17 protein-coding genes are annotated in these 18,592 nt (G+C 68.6%); 9 read left to right on the top strand and 8 right to left on the bottom strand.

Annotation, left to right across the window (positions count from 1 at the left end; all coding sequences use genetic code 11):
* The first annotated feature begins 13 nt into the window (after window positions 1-13).
* Complete coding sequence (locus tag AC1RJ9_RS24520; protein WP_492840675.1) at window positions 14-1,966, top strand: conjugal transfer protein TraG; 1,953 nt, start codon at window positions 14-16, stop codon at window positions 1,964-1,966.
* Window positions 1,967-2,010: 44 nt separating this feature from the next.
* Entirely contained in the window at window positions 2,011-2,379 is a 369-nt protein-coding gene (locus AC1RJ9_RS24515; protein ID WP_492840677.1) for a CopG family transcriptional regulator, read from the top strand.
* A gap of 156 nt (window positions 2,380-2,535) precedes the next feature.
* Here AC1RJ9_RS24515 and AC1RJ9_RS24510 read toward each other — a convergent pair whose 3' ends face one another.
* Both AC1RJ9_RS24510 and AC1RJ9_RS24505 read right to left on the bottom strand, forming a co-directional pair.
* On the bottom strand, window positions 2,536-3,516 hold the full coding sequence (locus AC1RJ9_RS24510) for an alpha/beta fold hydrolase (protein ID WP_492840679.1): 981 nt from the start codon (window positions 3,514-3,516) through the stop codon (window positions 2,536-2,538).
* A gap of 162 nt (window positions 3,517-3,678) precedes the next feature.
* On the bottom strand, window positions 3,679-4,548 hold the full coding sequence (locus AC1RJ9_RS24505; RefSeq protein ID WP_492840681.1) for a LysR family transcriptional regulator: 870 nt from the start codon (window positions 4,546-4,548) through the stop codon (window positions 3,679-3,681).
* Between the two features lie 102 nt (window positions 4,549-4,650).
* Here AC1RJ9_RS24505 and AC1RJ9_RS24500 point away from each other — a divergent pair, with 102 nt between their 5' ends.
* Window positions 4,651-5,655, top strand: a complete 1,005-nt coding sequence (locus tag AC1RJ9_RS24500) for a zinc-dependent alcohol dehydrogenase family protein (RefSeq protein ID WP_492840683.1) — start codon at window positions 4,651-4,653, stop codon at window positions 5,653-5,655.
* A 49-nt stretch (window positions 5,656-5,704) separates the two neighbouring features.
* Here AC1RJ9_RS24500 and AC1RJ9_RS24495 read toward each other — a convergent pair whose 3' ends face one another.
* Window positions 5,705-6,538, bottom strand: a complete 834-nt coding sequence (locus tag AC1RJ9_RS24495) for an oxidoreductase (protein WP_492840685.1) — start codon at window positions 6,536-6,538, stop codon at window positions 5,705-5,707.
* Between the two features lie 125 nt (window positions 6,539-6,663).
* Between AC1RJ9_RS24495 and AC1RJ9_RS24490 the strand changes: the two genes are divergently transcribed.
* On the top strand, window positions 6,664-7,185 hold the full coding sequence (locus tag AC1RJ9_RS24490; protein WP_492840687.1) for a helix-turn-helix domain-containing protein: 522 nt from the start codon (window positions 6,664-6,666) through the stop codon (window positions 7,183-7,185).
* Window positions 7,186-7,261: 76 nt separating this feature from the next.
* On the opposite strand, the gene AC1RJ9_RS24485 is transcribed toward AC1RJ9_RS24490, so the two are convergent.
* Window positions 7,262-7,609: a carboxymuconolactone decarboxylase family protein gene (locus AC1RJ9_RS24485; protein ID WP_492840689.1), complete on the bottom strand. Its 348-nt coding sequence runs from the start codon at window positions 7,607-7,609 to the stop codon at window positions 7,262-7,264.
* Between the two features lie 44 nt (window positions 7,610-7,653).
* Window positions 7,654-8,115 (bottom strand): nuclear transport factor 2 family protein, encoded by a 462-nt coding sequence (locus AC1RJ9_RS24480; protein WP_492840691.1) that lies wholly within the window; start codon window positions 8,113-8,115, stop codon window positions 7,654-7,656.
* 243 nt (window positions 8,116-8,358) lie between these two features.
* On the opposite strand from AC1RJ9_RS24480, the gene AC1RJ9_RS24475 reads away from it, so the two are divergent.
* The 5 genes from AC1RJ9_RS24475 (at window position 8,359) to AC1RJ9_RS24455 (ending at window position 14,963) form a co-directional block, all read left to right on the top strand.
* Entirely contained in the window at window positions 8,359-8,946 is a 588-nt protein-coding gene (locus tag AC1RJ9_RS24475; protein WP_492840693.1) for a helix-turn-helix domain-containing protein, read from the top strand.
* 283 nt (window positions 8,947-9,229) lie between these two features.
* Window positions 9,230-12,103: an ATP-binding protein gene (locus AC1RJ9_RS24470; protein ID WP_492853387.1), complete on the top strand. Its 2,874-nt coding sequence runs from the start codon at window positions 9,230-9,232 to the stop codon at window positions 12,101-12,103.
* 127 nt (window positions 12,104-12,230) lie between these two features.
* Window positions 12,231-13,607 carry an aldehyde dehydrogenase family protein gene (locus AC1RJ9_RS24465; protein WP_492840697.1) on the top strand — a complete coding sequence of 459 codons (1,377 nt, stop codon included), beginning with the start codon at window positions 12,231-12,233 and terminating at the stop codon, window positions 13,605-13,607.
* 3 nt (window positions 13,608-13,610) lie between these two features.
* Window positions 13,611-14,330, top strand: a complete 720-nt coding sequence (locus AC1RJ9_RS24460) for an alpha/beta fold hydrolase (protein ID WP_492840699.1) — start codon at window positions 13,611-13,613, stop codon at window positions 14,328-14,330.
* Window positions 14,331-14,489: 159 nt separating this feature from the next.
* The gene (locus AC1RJ9_RS24455) at window positions 14,490-14,963 is read left to right on the top strand and encodes a hypothetical protein (protein ID WP_492840701.1); all 474 of its coding nucleotides are present in this window, start codon (window positions 14,490-14,492) and stop codon (window positions 14,961-14,963) included.
* Between the two features lie 118 nt (window positions 14,964-15,081).
* On the opposite strand, the gene AC1RJ9_RS24450 is transcribed toward AC1RJ9_RS24455, so the two are convergent.
* From AC1RJ9_RS24450 to AC1RJ9_RS24440, 3 genes are all read right to left on the bottom strand, one after another.
* Window positions 15,082-16,023 (bottom strand): MBL fold metallo-hydrolase, encoded by a 942-nt coding sequence (locus AC1RJ9_RS24450; RefSeq protein ID WP_492840703.1) that lies wholly within the window; start codon window positions 16,021-16,023, stop codon window positions 15,082-15,084.
* A 124-nt stretch (window positions 16,024-16,147) separates the two neighbouring features.
* Entirely contained in the window at window positions 16,148-16,486 is a 339-nt protein-coding gene (locus tag AC1RJ9_RS24445; RefSeq protein WP_492840705.1) for a hypothetical protein, read from the bottom strand.
* Window positions 16,487-16,502: 16 nt separating this feature from the next.
* Window positions 16,503-18,518, bottom strand: coding sequence for a 2Fe-2S iron-sulfur cluster-binding protein (locus tag AC1RJ9_RS24440; RefSeq protein ID WP_492840707.1), 2,016 nt, complete (start codon window positions 18,516-18,518; stop codon window positions 16,503-16,505).
* Window positions 18,519-18,592 lie beyond the last annotated feature (74 nt).

Below are 18,592 nucleotides of genomic sequence, written 5' to 3'. Positions count from 1 at the left end.
GTGAGTCCCCTCCATGAGTGGAACGAAGATCCTCTGGGGCCAGATCCTGGTCGTTGGCCTCTTGGCCTTGGCTGGCGTCTGGTTCGCGACTGAATGGACCGCCTGGCGGCTGGGCTTTCAGCCGCAGCTTGGACCACCCTGGTTTCATCTCGGCCAGTGGTCGGTCTACCCGCCGCCAGCCTTCTTCTTTTGGTGGTTCGTCTACGACGCCTATGCGCCCGACGTGTTCGCAAGCGGCGCGTTCATGGCGGCGGGCGGCACGGTGACAGCCATCTTCGTCGCGATCGGCATGTCGATCTGGCGCGCGCGCGAAGCCAAGAAGGTGACCACCTATGGCTCGGCGCGATGGGCCAACGAGGGCGACGCGCGGACGGCCCGATTGCTTGGCCAGGATGGTGTCCTCCTGGGGCGGCTGGGCGAACACTATCTGAGACACGATGGCCCCGAGCATGTCCTGTGTTTTGCGCCGACGCGCTCCGGTAAGGGCGTCGGCCTGGTCGTCCCAAGCCTCCTGACCTGGGCCGGCTCGGCCGTGATCCACGACATCAAGGGCGAGAACTGGCAGCTGACCGCTGCCTTCAGGGCCAAGCTCGGCCCGGTCCTGCTCTTCGATCCGACCAATCCGCTCTCCAGCGCCTATAATCCATTGCTCGAGGTACGGCGCGGCGCGACCGAAGTGCGCGATGTGCAAAACATCGCCGACATCCTGGTTGATCCGGATGGCGCGCTGGAGCGCCGGTCGCACTGGGATAAGACCAGCCACAGCCTGCTGGTAGGGGCGATCCTCCACGTCCTCTATGCCGAAACCGACAAGACGCTGACGGGCGTGGCCAACTTCCTGGCCGATCCTCGCCGGACGATCGAAGCGACGCTGCGCGCCATGATGGTTACGCCCCATCTCGGAGATCGCGTCCACCCGGTCGTCGCCAGCGCGGCCCGGGAGCTGCTGAACAAGAGCGAGAACGAGCGGTCGGGGGTGCTGTCGACCGCGATGAGCTTCCTGGGTCTCTACCGAGACCCGATCGTGTCGGCCGTCACCTCACGCTGCGACTGGCGGATCGATGACCTCGTCATGCCAGGGCGGCCGGTTTCGCTCTACCTCGTGGTCCCGCCGTCGGACATCAGCCGCACCCGGCCATTGATCCGAATGATCCTCAACCAGATCGGCCGGCGGCTTACGGAAGGCTTGGAGGCGGCGCGTCTTCGGCCTGAGCTTCTCTTGATGCTGGACGAGTTTCCGGCGCTGGGTCGGCTCGATTTCTTCGAGCAGTCGATGGCCTTCATGGCCGGCTACCGGATCCGGGCCTTCCTGATTGCGCAAAGCTTGAACCAGATCGCCAAGGCTTACGGCGAGAACAATTCTATCCTCGACAATTGTCACGTCCGGGTCGCGTTCTCGACCAACGACGAACGCACCGCGCGCCGGATCAGCGACAGTCTCGGCACTGCCACCGAGATGCGGGCGATGAAAAACTACGCCGGGCACAGGCTGTCGCCTTGGCTCGGTCACTTGATGGTTAGTCGCCAGGAGACGGCCAGGCCGCTGCTGACCCCGGGCGAAGTTATGCAGTTGCCGGCCGACGATGCGATCATTCAGGTCTCCGGCGTGCCGCCAATCCGGGCGAAGAAGGCCCGTTACTACGTTGATCGAGAGCTCGTCGCGCGGGTCGCCTCGCCGCCGGACAAGCCGGCGGTGCTCCTCCCAGCGGAGGTGTCCGAATGGGTCTCAACGATCGTCGCGACCGGGACTGGGGATCGGGCAAAGGCCGACGAAGAAGACGAAGGCGGTCTGCGTCTCGAACCAGAGCTCGATCCCCCGGCGCCGACAGTTGCCTCTGAGCCGATCGAGGCGGCGCTGGAGCCGGAGCTCGACGAAGACGACACGGTCCAGGCTGAGCAATCCCGCCGGTTCCGAGCCGCGGCGCGCATCGCGGCCATGGATCCTGATGACGGCATCCCGCTGTGAAGGTCCAGACGAAGGTGTTTTTGGCCAGGGATCTTTCCCTGTCCTTGGACGCCGCCTCGCGTCGCATGCGACGGTCGAAGTCCGAAATCGTTCAGGCCGCTGTCGCCGCCTATCTGTCGCCGGACGGCGAGGAGGTGTCTGAGGCGGCGGTGACCCGCCGGCTCGACCGGATCAGTCGTTCGATCGAACGACTGGAGCGAGACGTGACAATCTCCAACGAGGCCGTCGCGCTCTTCGTCAAGGCCTGGCTCACGGCCACACCAAGCTTGAGCAGCGGGGACCAGAAGGCTCAGAGCGCCAAAGGCCAAGAGCGATACGCCGGCTTCTTGGAGGCGCTTTCCCGCCGGCTCGCCTCTGGTCGTTTGCTGCGCGCGGAGATTCTGAACGACAGGCCAGGGGAAGGTGAAATGTGACTCATCGCGGACCTTGGGAGAGTCCGCTTATCGGATGGCCGTGGGTGTCGGCCGGCATCGGCCACACCTGGCGCACCCCCGTCTTACCGCCAACGAGGAGCAAGACAGGGGGGCACCGACAAGCAAGCGCTATTCGGATCGCAAGTTGGCGACGGCCTAGCCGCGGATGAAGGCGAGTATGTCCTGATTGATCGTATCGGCCTGGGTCGTCGCCATCCCGTGCGGGAATCCGGGATAGGTCTTGAGCGTGCCGTTCCTGAGCAGCTTGATGGCTAGGTGCGCGCTGTCGGCGATCGGGACGATCTGGTCGTCCTCGCCATGCATGATCAGCACCGGCGCGTCGATCGTCTTCAGGTCTTCGGTGAAGTCGGTCTCGGAAAAGGCCGCGATGCAGTCGTACTGGGCCTTGGCGCCGCCGGCCATGCCCTGGCGCCACCAGTTGTTGATCAAGCCCTGGCTGACCTTCGCGCCAGGACGATTGAAGCCGTAGAACGGCCCCTCGGGAACGTCCCGGTAGAATTGGGCGCGATTGGCCTGCAGCGCCGCGCGGAAGCCGTCGAAGACCTCCATGGGCAGGCCGCCGGGGTTGGCCGGTGTCTTCAGCATGATCGGCGGTATGGCGCCGATCAGCACGGCCTTGGCGACATGGTCGCCGCGCCCGAAGCGGGCCACGTAGCGCGTCACCACGCCGCCGCCCGTCGAATGGCCGACATGCACCGCGTTCGCCAAGCCCAAGGCTTGCACCATGGCGTGGGTGTCGGCGGCGTAGGCGTTCATCTCGTTGCCGTCGTCCGTCTGGGTCGAGCGCCCGTGCCCGCGCCGATCGAAGGCGACGACCCGAAACCCCTGGCCGCCGAAGAACAGCATCTGGGTGTCCCACTCGTCGGCGGTCAGCGGCCAGCCATGATGGAAGACGATCGGTTGGCCGCCAATCGGCCCCCAGTCCTTGTAGAACAGCTCGATGCCGTCCTGGGTCTTGACCAGACCGCTGCTCGCCCGCGATGGCGTGGACGCGATCGCGGCTTGGGTTTCGGACGGCGATAGCGTCGGCGCCGCGGCGAGGGCGGCAAGGCCGAGGCCCGACGTCATCACCGCGCGTCGTGACGCGGCTTGGTTCTTGGCTGAACGCTCGCTCATTTCAAACCTCCTGTTGGTGACCGAAACGGTCGGCTCTGGGAGGAAACTGGTCGAGGCGTCGGAGAAGGGCTTGAGCGCATCGAGCCCCATCTTGGACCCATAGCGCCCTGAAGCCAGCGCGTGACGCCCTGCCAGCCTTCAAAGGTTGGGGCTCCGACACGGCTAGGCGGCGAGCGCTGGAATTCGCGCGATCAGCAGATCGGCCAGGGCCCGCAGTCGCGGCAGGCGTCGCAGATCACGATGATAACCGAGCCATTGCGTGCGGCTCGGCGGGTTCTCGTCCAATTCGATGCGCTGGATACCCGGTGCGGCGTCGCCGAGCGGGCGCGGCAGCACCGCCAGTCCCGCGCCCAGCGCACAGAGCTGGGCCTGGACCTCGCGACTGTTGCTGCGCGAGGCGATCCTGGCCTGTGGCAGGCGGCGCGTGATCCACGCCACGTCCGGCATGCCGCCGAACGCGCTGTCCATCACCACCAACGCATGGCCCGCGCCGTCTCCAAGCGGTTCGACACAGGCCTCGGGGCGACCATATAGGCCATAGGGAATCGTCACCAGGCGGCGGGCGATCACTTCGGCTTCGCTAAACGGCACCATGCGCACGACAAGGTCGGCTTCGCGTCGCGCCAGGCTGTAGATGCGTGGATCGGTCAAGGTCTCGACCACCACGGCAGGGTAGAGCTCAGCCAGTTCGGCCAGAACCGGCGCGAGCAGCACGCGGGCGAACCAGTCCGAACAGGAAACACGAAGCTCGCCGGCCAGCGCCGCGTCGCTGCCCGACAAAGTTCGAAGCAAGGCCAGCGACTCGGTCTCCATGCGTTCGGCATGGGCCAGCAGCGTCTGGCCTTCGTCGGTCAGGACGAAACCGTCAGCGGTGCGCTGAAACAGCGCCGCGCCGATCGCTGCCTCAAGCGCCTTCAGTCGCCGGCCCATGGTCGGCTGCGACTGGCCAACTCGGCGACCCGCCGCGCCCAGCGTGCCCTCACGCGCGATCGCCAGGAAGATCGGGAGGTCGTTCCACTCCAGCGGCGCCATGCCTCATCCATTCAAAAGTGAATGGCTATCGTGCCAAGTCTTCTATTCCAGTCAATACTGTTTGGATGATCTTCTGGGCTCAACCTAACCGGAGCTAATCTGATGCGCCCGACCCAAACCATGACCGCCGCCGTCGTCGATTCTCGCGACGGCCCCTTCACCCTCCAGGCAGTGGCCCGCCCGACGCCTGGCCCAGGCGAGGTGCTTGTCCGCGTCGAGGCCAGCGGCCTCAATCCCCTCGACCTGAAAATCCGCGCCGAACAGGCGGCGCACGCCCGCAATCCGTTGCCGGCGGTGCTGGGGATGGACGTGGCGGGTGAGGTGGAAGCCGTTGGCGCGGGTGTTGAAGGGTTCGCGACCGGCGATCGCGTCTACGGTCTCATCGGCGGCGTCGGGGGCCTGCAGGGCGCCCACGCCCAGTACGTCTCCGCCGACGCACGCCTTCTCGCCAAGCGGCCGGCGAACCTCGACGCGCGCGCCGCCGCCGCCCTTCCGTTGGTGGCGATCACCGCCTGGGAAGGCCTCGTCGATCGGGCCCAGATCCGGCCGGGTCAGACCGTGCTTGTCCAAGGCGGCGCGGGCGGTGTTGGCCATCTGGCCGTCCAGATCGCGCTGGCCAAGGGCGCGCGAGTCTTCGCCACCGCCCTGGGCGAGCAGGACCAGGCCTACCTGCGCAGCCTTGGCGCGGTCGCCATCGACGGTGCGCGATCGGTCGAGGATTATGTCGCCGAGCTTACCGCCGGCGCGGGCTTCGAGGTCGTCTACGACACCGGCGGCGGCGCCCTCTTGGATGCGTCGTTCCAGGCCGTCAAAAGGTTCGGCCACGTGGTCAGCTGCCTGGGCTGGGGCGTGCACGCGCTGGCGCCGCTCTCGTTCAAGCAGGCGACCTATTCGGGGGTCTTCACGCTACAGCCGCTGTTGAGCGGTGAAGGCCGCAGCCACTTCGGCGAGATCCTGACCAAAGTGGCGGCCCTGGCGGACTTGGGGGCCTTGAAGCCGCGTCTGCATGGCGGCCGTTTTGGCTTGGACGCGCTGGACGCCGCCTACGGAACGCTGGCGAGCGGTCGGGCTGGCGGCAAGGTCGTGGTCGATGTCGCCCATCCCTGACCCCTGCGTCGGCGGCCCGCAGTGGGCCGCCGACAGCCTTTGTCGACGTCTATTCGGCCTGATGGCCGGTGTCCGCCGCCAATCCGCCCCAGGTCGCGAGGATCTCGCTATCGCGGGCGTGCTTGGCGGTGATCGCGGCGATCGTATCGGTGCCGAGCGGCAGGCGCACCGGGGGAGCCGGCGCGTTGGCCAACCACAGGATCGCGTCGGCCAGTCGGGCCGGATCCCCGGGCTGCTGGTGATTGAGCCCGCCCACCCGGACGCGGACGGCGCCGGCGGTCTCGGCATAGTCGGCGATCGTCGGCGCGCTGATTTTCAACGAGGCCGGATCGAGGAAGTCGGTGCGGAAATAGCCTGGCTCGACCGCCGTGACATGGACGCCCAGCGGCGCCAGTTCCGCCTGCAGGGCTTCCGACAGGCCTTCGACCGCGAACTTGGTGGCGCAATAGACCCCAAAGCCCGCCGCGCCCCGGTAGCCGCCGATAGAGGACATGTTGATCACGTGGCCGCTGCGCCGGGCGCGCATGGACGGGAGGACCTCGCGTGTCACAGCCAGGAGGCCAAAGACATTGACGGCGAAAAGCTGCTCGATCTCGCTGGCGCTGGCCTCCTCGACCGCGCCCACCAGGCCATAGCCGGCGTTGTTGACCAGAACATCGATCGCGCCGAACCGGTCCAGGGCCTTCTGCACGGCGACCTTGGCCTCCGTCGGTTGGGTCACGTCCAGTCGCGCGGCCAGCAGGTTGGCGCGCTCGCCAAATCGCGTCGCGACGGCGCCCGGATCCCGCGCGGTGGCGACGACGTTGTCGCCAGCTTGCAGGGCCCGTTCGGCGATCTGGGCGCCGAGACCGCGCGCCGCGCCGGTGATGAACCAGGTTTTCATTGGGGAGAACTCCTTGGGGCTCGACGGTCTTCGTTGAACCTGGGCGGCAGACTAGGTCGCCTGCGGTCGCCCTGGGTGTTGTGCTGTGTTGTGCGCCGTGAAGCCGCGCTATCGGGCGCATCGCCATGGCGTTAGCCGTCTCCGAACCCCGGGTGACGCGGCCGCTGCAGCTGAGGGTCGCCGTCCTGTTGGATCAGGCGCTTACTGCGTTGCCCGCCGATCCCACGGCCGCCAAGGTCCTGGTCTCCCGGGCGCGGGCCCTGCTGGAGACGCCGTCGCGCGATGAGAGCGGCGCCGCGCAAGGCTCGGCCAATTGCGTGCTGCCGGCCTGGCGCGCGCGCCAGATCGCCGTTTTTGTCGACGGCAATATCGGGCGCACGCTATATAGCGCCGAACTGGCCGGCGCCGCCAAGATGAGCACAGGGCAACTCGGCCGCGCCTTGAAGGCGACGTTCGGTCTGTCGCCGTCCGAATTCATCATGCAAAGGCGCCTGCTCATGGCCCAGCGCCTGATGCTCGAGACCGACGACGCCCTGGCGCAGATCGCGCAGCTTTGCGGCCTCTGCGACCAAGCCCATCTCAGTCGCGCCTTTCGCAAGGCCTATGGCCAGACGCCGGCCGCCTGGCGTCGCGGCGCTCGGACGTGAGGACGACCAAGACGGTCTCGGACGCCACGCCTGGATCGGCGCGGGGCCAGGACCCCGCGCCGTCCGACCGCGACGTTTAGACCGCCTGCAAGGCGTCCAGCGCGTCCAGCGTCCGCGTCGAATAGACCAAGGCCGCGCCGGCGTTGATGGCGATGGCCACGCCGAGGGCTTCGGCGATCTCCTCGCGCGTGGCCCCCAGTCGATGCGCCGCCTCGGTGTGGACGGTGATGCAGCCATCGCACCGCAGGCTGATGGACGCCGCCAGGGCGATCAACTCGCGGGTCCTGGCGTCGAGATGGCCGGTCTTGGACCCGGCGCCGCTGAGCGTGGCGTAGCCGCGCACGGTGTCGGGCGACAGCTTGCCGAGTTCGCCGACGCCCTTCATGAGCTGATCGCGATAGTCGTTCCAGCTGAGCATGGTCATTAGGGGTTCCTTTCTCCAGAGGTTGATGGGCCGGATGGCGGGGATCAGAGACCGAGGTCGGAGAGCGACGGGTGGTCGGCCGGCCGCGCGCCGAGCGGCCAGAAGAACAGGCGCTCGGACTCGCTGATCGGCAGGTCATTGATGCTGGCCAGGCGCCATTCCATCAGTCCGTCGGCGTTGAACTGCCAGTTCTCGTTGCCGTAGGAACGGAACCAGGCGCCCGTCGCGTCGCGCCATTCATAAGCGAAGCGAACGGCGATGCGGTTCTCGGTGAAGGCCCACAGTTCCTTGATCAGCCGGTAGTCGTGCTCCTTCTCCCACTTGCGGGTCAGGAAGGCGACGATGGCCTCGCGGCCCGTGAGGAAGTCGCTGCGGTTCCGCCAGACGCCGTCGGGCGTATAGGCCTGAGCCACGGCGGCGGGATCTCGACTATTCCAGCCATTCTCGGCCGCTTGCACCTTCTGCCGGGCTGTCTCGAGGGTGAATGGGGGGAGTGGGGGGCGCATGGCGGCCTCTTTGCAATCTGTTGGAGGGGCGAGAGACGTTGACGCCCTTCGCCCCTCGATCTGCGCACGGACCTCGCCGAACCCCGAGTCAGGCGATGTGAAGCCTTGTGAAGCCCTCCGGCGAACGGCGTTGTGCGAGGGGCTGCGACATCCTTCGCGACGCCTCACGCCCGGTCACGGCGCTTAACGCGCGCTCGGCGCGATCCCGGTCGATGCTCCTGTCATCACGACAAGGAGGCTCCCATGCGCAACATCGCCCTGACAGACCATCCCACCTGGGGCGCGCCTGGCCACGATATGGTCCGCGCTCTGATCGACGACGCGCTCAAGTCACTGGACCGCGACCGGCACGCGGCGCGCACCTATCTGGGCCAGGCACATCGGATCATTGATCGCGAATTGCATGTCGCGCTGGCCGCTCCCGAGATCGCGCCACCCCGCGCCAAGGGCGCGCGCCTCACCGGCTGGCGTATGCGCCGCCTGGCTGAGTTCATTGAGGCCAATATCGAGCGGACCATCCAGGTCGGCGAGCTGGCCAGCGTGATCCGCATCAGCACCAGCCAGCTTGGTCGCTGCTTCAACGTCACCTTCGGCCTGACGCCTTCGGACTACATCATGCGCCAGCGACTGGAGCGTGCGAGGCACATGATGCTGAGCAGCGACGAAGGCTTGGCCCAAATCGCTTACGCTTGCGGGCTCTGCGACCAGGCCCACCTGACTCGCGCCTTTCGCAAGCATTATGGCTGCCCCCCGGCCGCCTGGCGACGTGATCACCGGGGTGAGCGCCGAACCGCTCCGGCCTCGTGGACTCCCTCGGAGGCGGTCGCGTGAGGCCGCCGCCCCCGCCACGCGTTCGGCCTTACCGGGCGGTCCGCTCGGAAACCTGGGCGGACCTGACCGCTGTTCTCGCTCGCGGCGAGGCCGGCGTTATCTTCGGGCGACTTCAGGGCTTGCAGGCGCCGGACGTCGAGCGCCAAGAACCGCGGTGTGACTTGGACGAAAGCGCTTTCGGACAAGTCCTCGGACCCTGACTGTGGTTAAGTTGCGGGGCCGCGCGACACTCAAGGCTGTGTCCGCGGTGGCTCTATCCACGCCTTGATAGGGGCCAGGCCGTTTGGGGGACGCACGCGCTATCGACTCGGGCGAAGCGGCTGGCGCGCGCCAGGCGCTGTTCGGGCCCTATGTGCTCGCGCCCGAGCAGCGATTGCTGACGCGGCAGGGTGTCCCCGTCGCTCTCGGCGCGCGCGCGCTTGAGGTCCTGATCGCTCTGGTCGGCGAGCACGGCCGCGTGCTCACGCATCGACAATTGATCGAGCGCGCCTGGGCGGGCCTCACGGTCGAGGAATCCAACCTGCGGGTCGCGGTCTCGGGCCTGCGCAAGACGTTGGGCGATGGCGAGGAGGGCGCGCGCTACATCGAGAACGTCGTCGGGCGCGGCTATTGTTTCGTCGCGCCGGTGCGTTGGCTCGACCTCGAAGCCGAACAGGCCACGCCTTCCGCGCTTCCGCCGCCAGCGCGGAGCCTCTCCACACGCCTGCCGCTGCCCGCCGCGCGCGTGATCGGCCGCGACGAGGTCGTCGATCGCCTCGTGGCGGCCATGGGCGAGCGGAGCCTGATCTCCCTGGTCGGCGCCGGCGGTCTGGGCAAGACCACCGTCGCGGCGCTGGTCGCCCACACTCTCAAGGCGCGAGCGGCGGTCGAGCCGGTGTTTGTCGATCTCAGCGCGGCAGATGACGAAGCCAGTCTGGTCAAGGCGGTGGCGGCCGCCCTGGGCCTGGACGGCCCGGGCCGCGAACTCGAGTCGACGGTGCTCACCGCCCTGGCCAGCCATCGCCTGCTGCTGGTTCTCGACTGCTGCGAACATCTCGTCGAAGCGGCCGCGGCGTTCTGCGATCGGCTCACCCGCCGGCTCGACGCCTATCGCGTCCTCGTCACCAGCCGAGAGGCCCTGCGGGTCGAGGCGGAGACCGTCCACCTGCTCGAACCCCTGGCCTTTCCATCCGCCGACGACGCTGGCGCCCCGCGGGAACCGCTCGGCTATTCCGCGGTGCAGCTCTTTATCGAGCGCGCCGAGGTCAGCGGTCGGCGGGGTCCATGGACGGCGGCGGAAATGCGCCTGGCCGGGGACATCTGCCGGCGGCTGGATGGCGTGGCGCTGGCGATCGAGCTCGTCGCCAGTCGCGTGGGCGCCCTTGGCCTCAAAGGCGTCGCCGACCTGCTCGACGAGAGCCTGGGCCTGCAATGGCCTGGACGCCGCGACGCGGCTCCGCGCCACCAGACGCTGCAGGCGCTGCTCGACTGGAGCCATGATCTGCTGGGCGAACGCGACCGGCGGGTGCTGCGGCGGCTGGCGTTGTTCACCGGCCCCTTCACCTTGAAGGATGCCCATTCCGTGGCCGGAGACGTGGGCGATGACGCGCTCGATGTGGCCAACGCCTTGACCAGTCTGGTCGACAAGTCGCTGGTCTGGACCTCCCACGGCGGCGCGGGTCCCGTGCAGTTCCGGCTGCTCGACACGACCCGGGCCTACGCGCTTGCCAAGCTGACGCGCAGCGGCGAGGCGGAGGTCATCGCCGAGCGCCACGCCACGCAGGTTCTCGCGCGCCTCGCCGACGGAGGCGGCCCCGGCGCTTCGCTCTTCCAAAGACGCGCCCCGTCGACGCCGCCTGCTATCGGCGATGTGCTCGCGGCGCTGCGATGGGCCGAAGGCGCCCGCCCGGACGACCTCTTCTCGAACCTGGCCGTTGGCGCGGCGCCTCTGCTGCTGTCGCGTGCTCAACTGGAGGAGTGCGAGTCTTGGTGCGTGCGGGCGCTGAACAGGCTCGCCGAGGCGCGCCGCGGCGGGAGCGAGGAACTGAGGCTGCTGGAAGCCGTCGCCATCGCCCGGATGTTCGGTCGGGGCAACCACGACGCCGTTCGCGAGACGATCGAGCGCGGCCTGGCGCTCGCCGAGCGCCTAGGGGCGCGCTCCGACCAGGTGCAGTTGCTCGCGGGCCAGCATATCTTTCTCACGCGGCTGGGCGAGTTCTCCGCGGCGCTGGACTGTGGGCGCCAATGCGCCGAACTCTGCGACCCCGCGCGAGATCCGGGCGGGGCGGCGCTGGCCCAATGGATGCTCGGCACCTCGCTCCACCTGGTTTCGGATCAGCGTCTGGCCCAGCAGGCGATCGACCGCGGCTTTGCCTACTGGGCTGGGGCCGACGCCGACGGTGCGGATGTCTTCGGCTACGACCACAAGGTCCGCGCGATGATCGTGCTGTGCCGCGCGCTGTGGCTTCGCGGCGAGCGCGCGCGGTCGATCGAGGTGTGCGTGGCCGCCGTGGCCGAAGCCGAGCGCGGAGGCCGTCCGGTCAGCCTGTGCATCGCGCTGATCTACACCGCGTCGGTGGCGCTCTGGGACGAGGACTGGGAGAGGGCCGAGGGCCTAGTGACGCGCCTGGTCGAGCATTCGGCCCGCCACGGCATTGGCCCCTATCATGGCGTGGGCCTGGCCTTGGCCGGTGAGTTGGATATCGGTCGCGGGCGATACGCCGAAGGGGTCGAAGGGCTCGGTCAGGCGCTGGAGCGGCTGGATCGGGAAGCCCACCGCATCCTCTCGCCAGCGTTTTCCGGAACCCTCGCCCTGGGGCTCCACGCCCTGGGCGATCAAGCCAAGGCGCGCCGGAGGATCCTCTCGGCGCTGGAGGACGCCAGAGCGATCGGCCAGCACTACGACCTGCCAAGGCTTTATCTGATCGCCAGCGAGGTGCTGGCGAGCGATGGCGAAGAGGTCGGGCGCGGCTATGTGATGCAAGCTCTGGAGGCCGCGCGGGCAGGCTCGGCGCTTAGCCTGGAGCTCGCGGCGGCCACGGCGCTGCTGGCGCGCGACGCCCAGAAGGCGACGCGTGGCGAGGCGCGTGAGCGTGTGCGACAACTGCTGTCCAAGATGCCCGACCGAGACGGTCCCCCGGCCCGGAGGGCCGCCGTCATGCTGTCCGCGGTGGTCTGAGTCCGACGCTTTCACGCCGCTTCACACCCTTGAACTGGCGGCCGCGCCGCCGGCGCCGCAGGCTTTGACAAGCCGTCCGGAGCGCCTTGCGTGGCCGCGTGGCGATCGCGAAAGAGCTCATACCGACATGCTCTCCTATCGGCGTAATTTCATTGACGGCCGGCGACAGACGCCGCTCGGCCGTCTGCGCGTTGAGGTCCGGTCTCCCTACGACGGCGCCTGGCTTGGTCAGGCGCCCTTGGCCAGCCCGGACGACATCGAGTTGGCGGTCCAGGCCGCGCGCCAGGCGTTTCAGCGGCGCGGTTGGTCGGGAGCGACCCATCAGGGCCGGCTCGCGATCCTCGAGCGCTTCTGGAGTCTCTACAGCGCGCGGGTCGATGAACTGGTCCTGCTGAGCGCCCGCCAGACCGCTCTGCCGGTGACGGCGGCGCGCGACCTGATGGCCCAGGCCCTGGAGGCCGGCGAGGCCCGGCTGGCCCAAGCGCGCGGGGCGGTCAGCGGGCAACTGGTCGATCCGCGACAACCGGCAGGGGTCGTGGCGGCGATCACGGCCTGGAACGCCACTCAGCCCGACGCCCTATCCTGGCTGTTGCCGAGCCTGCTCGCGGGCTGCTCCATGATCTTGGCGCTTCCGCCGGCCTGTCCGCTGGACGGCCAGTGGCTGGGCGAACTACTGGCCGAGGCGGGGCTTCCCGACGGGGTGTTCAACATCCTGGTCGCCGACGACGCCGCCTGTCTCGGGATGGCGGCGCATTCCCAGATCGATTGGTTGGCCTTTTCCGGCCCCGCCGAACTGGCGCCAGACTTGGCGCGCGCACGCGCGGCCACGGGCAAGTCGCTCGTCCTGAGCCTGCAAGGTCGCGCGACGGGCATCTTGCTGCCGGACGCCGACCTCGGCGCGGTGATCTCAGCGCTCGGGCCACGCCTGTTCTTGGCCAGCGGCCAGGGGCCGTCCAACCCGAGCCGCCTGTTGGCGCCGCGGCATCGCCAGCCGGAACTGGTCGAGGCCCTGTCCAGCTTGGCCCGCACGCTGCCCGTCGGCGACCCGCGAGACGCTCGCACGGTGATCGGACCGCTGATTTCCGACGCGGCGCGGACGCGCGCCGCATCGCTGCTCGCCGAGGCGGCCGCCGCCGGCGCCGAAATCGTCGTGCGCGGCGATGATGCGTCGTCGCGGCAAGGCGCTGTGATGGGGCCGACCTTGGTGGCCAATGTCTCGCCCACGATGAGCCTCTTCCGCACCGAGCCCTGGGCGCCGGTCGCGACGGTGATCCCCTACGGCGACCTCGATGAAGCGATCGCCATCGCCAACGCCCTGCCGGGCCGTCCGAGCGCGGCGGTCTGGTCCGAGGAGCCGCCGATCGCGCGGGCGGTCGCCACCCGTCTGCGAGCCGCGCACGTCGCCTTGAACCCCAAGGTGCTGGTCGCCGACCTTGCCGCGGTCGCCCGCGAGCGCGAGCAGCCGTTTTCATACCTCCAAGTCCTCACCTGTTCGGAGTCCTGATCCATGGCGCGTTTCCTCCTCGTCCACGGCGCCTGGCACGGCGCATGGTGCTGGTCGCGCCTCGGGGATCTGCTTGAGCGCCAAGGGCACGTGGTGGAGGCCGTCGACCTTCCAGGCGTCGGTGAAGCGCCGGACGCGCTGGGCGCGGTGGGCCTGGACGACTGCGCGCGAACGATTACGGCCGCCATGGGAGCCGATCCGGTTTGGCTGGTGGGCCATTCCCTCGGCGGCGCGGCGATCACCGCCGCCGCGGCGATGCGCCCTCAGGGCGTTGAAGCGCTCGTCTATGTCGCCGCCAGCGCGCCGCTGGCCGGCGAGACGCATCTCCAGGCGCTCGACCTTGGCCCGGCTGGTCGCGCGGTTCCCAGGATGATCATCGACGCCGAAAGAGGCGTGGCGGCGCTGAATCGGGAGGACCGCATCGCGGCCTTCTACACGCGCTGTCCCGCCGACCTGGCCGCCTGGGCCGCCGACCATTGCGCGACCTGGCAGGCGCTGGGGCCGGCGGTGGATCCGTTACCGTGCGATCCGCCGGCCGCGATCGCCCGCTTCTATGTCCAAAGCGCCGGCGACGAGACGATTCCGCTGGAGACCCAGGCGGCGATGTGCGCGCGCCTGACCTTGGCCGGGCGCGCCTTGCTTGATGCTGGCCACTCGCCATTTCTATCCGCCCCCGACGCCTTGGCCGAAGTCCTGGCGGAATTTGAACGTTCGCCCAGGTAATCGACTCAACCCGCCGACAGGCACGTTCGGGCGCGACTTAGGCAGATCCCGCCGCCCGCGCGGCGATTTTGGGAACGGGTAGGTCGCGCCTTGTACGTCTGATCCGTGGCCCGCTTGTTGCGAAGGCGTCCGCAGTTACAGACTGAGGAGCTTTCCATCATGAGCATCATGGGTCTGACGGCCGGACAGTCCATCGCAGCCCTGACGCGAAAGGGGCCAGCGCCGTCGTCTTCGCCTTCGCCTACCGATCCCATCGCCCCGCCCAAGACGGCGTCGTTGCAAAGCCCAACGAGCCTGTTTGGCGCAGACACCTCCAACGGCTTTTCGTTGACCTTGCTGGGGCCTTCGGGCGGGGATCTCGATCCTGGGCTCAAGGCGCTGCTGAATGGGCAGCTAGAGCAGCTCGGCGCGGTCGACACCGAGGCCGGCGCGCGCGAATTGGCGCCGGATGGCGCCCCGGCTGGCCAGCGGTTCGTGACGCCGGACACGTTCCATATGGATCTGGGCGGGGGACGTTCCGTGGAGATCCACCACGGCGCGCCGGGGCAGGGCGAATACAATCCCGCCGCCATGCGGGCGATGATCGCCACGCTGGAGGCCATGCGCCATGCGCTCGGCGATCCTGTCGCATGATCGGCTCGTCGCCCCCGTCTGGGGGAGGGTGAGGGCGACGAGCCTACCGAAGCCCCGGCCGTCGCGCCGCTAGGCGCGGGAGCGACGACCGTCTGGGGGAGTTGGGCTTCGGATCCGGTTACACGCCGCGATAGACGAGGCGCGTGAAGAGTTCGGGACTGATGATCGCCTTGCCCCACACCTCGTCGAAGGCGGCGGTGGGACGGGCGGCGATCACCTGATCGACCGTCAGGCCTTGGGCCTTGAGCCGGGCGACGTTGTCGCGAATGGTCGCGAGCATGGCGCGGTAGGCCACCAAATCGTCGCGACCGCCGACGGGGCCATGGCCCGGAATGACGATGGTGCGCGGTCCGGCCTGAGTGATGCTGGCGTCGGCGGCCGCGATCATCCCGTCGATGCCGCCGCCGGCGACGTAGTCGATGAACGGATAGAGGCCGTTCCACCAGGTGTCGCCCGTCAGCAGGACGTCGGCACCTTGGAAATAGACCGATAGGTCGCCATCGGTGTGGGACGGAGCGTACGGGCGGAGGACAAGCTGGTCGCCGGCGAAGGCGATCGTCGTCGAAGCCGTGATGCGCACGTCCGCGCGCCCGCTGTCCGCGACCGGGGTGAAGGTGTGACCCCATTCCTCGACGCGGATGGTCTCCTCCAGGTGGCGGGCGGTGTTGGCGTGGGCCACCACGACCGCGCCGTCCTGGCGCGCCCAGCCGTTGCCGTCGGTGTGGTCCCAATGCCAGTGGGTGTTGATCGCATAGCGCAGCGGACCCTTGCCCACGCGCTTGAGCGCAGTCCGCATCTTGGTCTTCGACAGAGCGATCCCGTCGTCGACTAGCAGCAGACCCTCGGGGCCGCCGATCGCGGCCATGTTGCCGCCGGAGCCTTCGACGAGATAGACGCCACCACGCAGCGGCGTGAGGGTGATGTCGGCCGCGGCGGCTGCCTTGTTGATATTGGCGTAGGGCGTCTGGGCGGCCGCCGCGCTGGGCTGGGCGCCCAGCAGCGCGGCGACGACGATGGCGAGGGCCGCGCCTTGGCGCGAGAGGGGTTGGGGATCGCTCATGTCTTTTTTCCTTGAAGATGTCGGCGCGCAGCAACCTGTCGCGTCCCCAGACCCTGCGCCTTGCCTCATCAGCGCGCTTGAAGCCGGGCCGCGCGCTTTTGGCTGAACGCCGCCTCCAGTTCCGTCACTCGGCCTGAGCGGTCTCCGCATCGAGGCGGTGGAACACCGGCGCGACCGTCCATGAAACGGTCCCCTGGTCGATGGTGTCATGAACGGGCGAGTCAGCCAGTTCGGACATCAGCCGACGGGCGGCGGCCCGACCTTGCGCGGCGCTCTGCCAGACCAGCATGTCGATGACCTCGCCGTCCGCGTCCTGGGCGATACGCCGCGACACGAAGCCGGGCTGGCGCGAGAGCCAGGGATCGACATCGGCGTTGGCGCGGATGAAATCACCGATCGTCAGCCCCTCGGCGAGATGGAAGCGGGTGATTTCGATGGCCTGGGTCGGATGGGGTTTGGTCATGGGAAGCCTTTGATCGCTAGAGGTCTAGAACGAGATCGGTGGCGGGCCTGGCGCAGCATAGGAGCGCTTCATCCGGCGCATGATCGGCTGTCGGCGGTGCGTCGTAGGCGACGCTGCCCGACAGCACCGCGGTCCGGCACGCGCCGCAGACCCCTATTCGGCAACCGGAGGCGGGCTCGAGCCCCACCTGTTCGGCAAGGTCCAGCAGACTGCCGCCTTGCTTCGGCCAAGGCGTTGTCTTGCCAATGGACGCGAAGGTCACGAGCGTGTCGGGTATCGGCTCGCCGACCACCCGAGCGTTCTGCGGAGTAAGGGGCGCCGGGCCAAACGCCTCACTGTGGATATGTTCGGGCGCGACCCCAAGCTTGGGCAGACCTTCGCTGAGCGCCCGCATGAAGTCAGGCGGGCCGCAGAGATAGAACTCGTAGTCGTCGAGCGGCAGCGTCCGGCGGATCAGGTCGAGATCGATCCGGCCCGAGAGCACGCCACGCGCCAGGTCTTCATCGCGCGGCGCGCTATAGGCGGTGATCACGCGAAGATTGGCATGGCGGCTGGCCTGGCTCGCCACATGGTCGGCGAAGGCGTGTTCGTCCCGGCTCCGCGCGCCGTGGAAGAACCAGACGGGCCTATCGGGCGTGTCGGCCAGCAAGCTATTGAGCATCGCCACCATCGGGGTGACCCCGATGCCGGCCGAGATCAGGACCACTGGCCGCTGTGACGGGGCGTCGAGTACGAAGCCGCCCCTTGGCGGCAGGGCCTCCAGCGTGTCGCCGACCTTGGCTTGGTGAAGCCATCCCGACGCCGCGCCCTGGCGCTTGACGCTGAGGCGATAGACGTGGCCGTCGAACAGCTCCGAGAGCGTGTAGGTGCGCGTCAAACGGTTGCGGCCGATCGGCAACCGGATCGGCAGGAACTGGCCGGGGGTGAAGGTTCGCAGCGCGCCGCCATCCTCCCGTTCGAGCCAGAGCGAGCGCACGGACCGGGTCTCGTCGACGATCCGGGCGAAGCGAAGCCGCTTGTAATCCCGTGACGCCCAGTCGGTCGGCGTGGGGCTCGACCACGATCCGGTCTGCTCCAGATAGGGCGAAAGGCCGATCGCGCCGACGGCGCGAAGCGGCAGGCTCGCGGGGACACGCACCATGCGATCGACCGTGAAGCGCAGCAGGCGCTGGGCGCCGGCGTAGGCCTCGACGTCCGGACCGTCCCAGATGATCTCCGTCGTCACGGCCAGATGCAGCAGATCGCCCGTGGCGAAGTCGGGAAACACCAGCCCCGCGCGGGGATCGAGCGTGAGGTTTCCCAAGGTGTTGAACAGGAAGTTGCCCACGAAATCGGGCGCGGTCAGGACGTCGCCCTCGACCCGCACGAAGCCTGGCTTGCCGCCGCGATGAGAAACGTCGACCCCGCCGACGGGGCCAACGGCCTCGCTAGGCGGCGCGGCCGAGGCGATGAAGAAGGTGTCGGCCGTCGCGATCAGGGCGCGCGCGGCCTCGTCCAGGCCCGACCTTCGAGTGGCGGGCTCTTGGGCATCCGGTTTGCGGGGCGGGGCGGCTTCGAGCGTTCGCGTCTGGATATACTGCGGGCAGTTGCCGAAGCTCTGGTCGACGGCGATGACGAAGCCCTTGTCATCCAGCGCTTCGATCCGGCCGTTGAGGCGATTGCGACGCCGTGTGGGCAGTTCGATGCCCAGCACGCCCACCGCTCCGCCCAGGCGCAGACCCGCGGCGGCGGGGTCTTCCGCATGAGGCCGAACGTCGACCGCCAGCCTTGTCGGCGTCGGCGCGTGCGCGAAGCCGGCGGCGGCGGCGATCAAGGTCGCGCAGGGCCATTGGTCCTCGCCCCGCACGCCCAACACCAGGAACGGGACCTGTGCGAAAAACTGTTGGTGCTGCTCGGGCATCTCGCCCCGGATCACCTTCCGCCCCAGAGCCTCGATCCTGTCGCGCACGCCCACGCGATCCTGCACCGCCTGTTCGCCGGCATGGAACGGCGAACGGGCGTGCGGCCAGACGGGAAGTGAGGGCATGGACATCGTGGGACCTCCAAGGGGTTGGGTCGTCTCAGGCGAGCCAGCAGGTGGCGAGATGGAGGCTCTCGCCTCGCTCG

This window comes from Caulobacter sp. GW822-FHT07D08, assembly GCF_058798735.1.
This window is presented reverse-complemented; position numbering and strand designations above follow the sequence as displayed.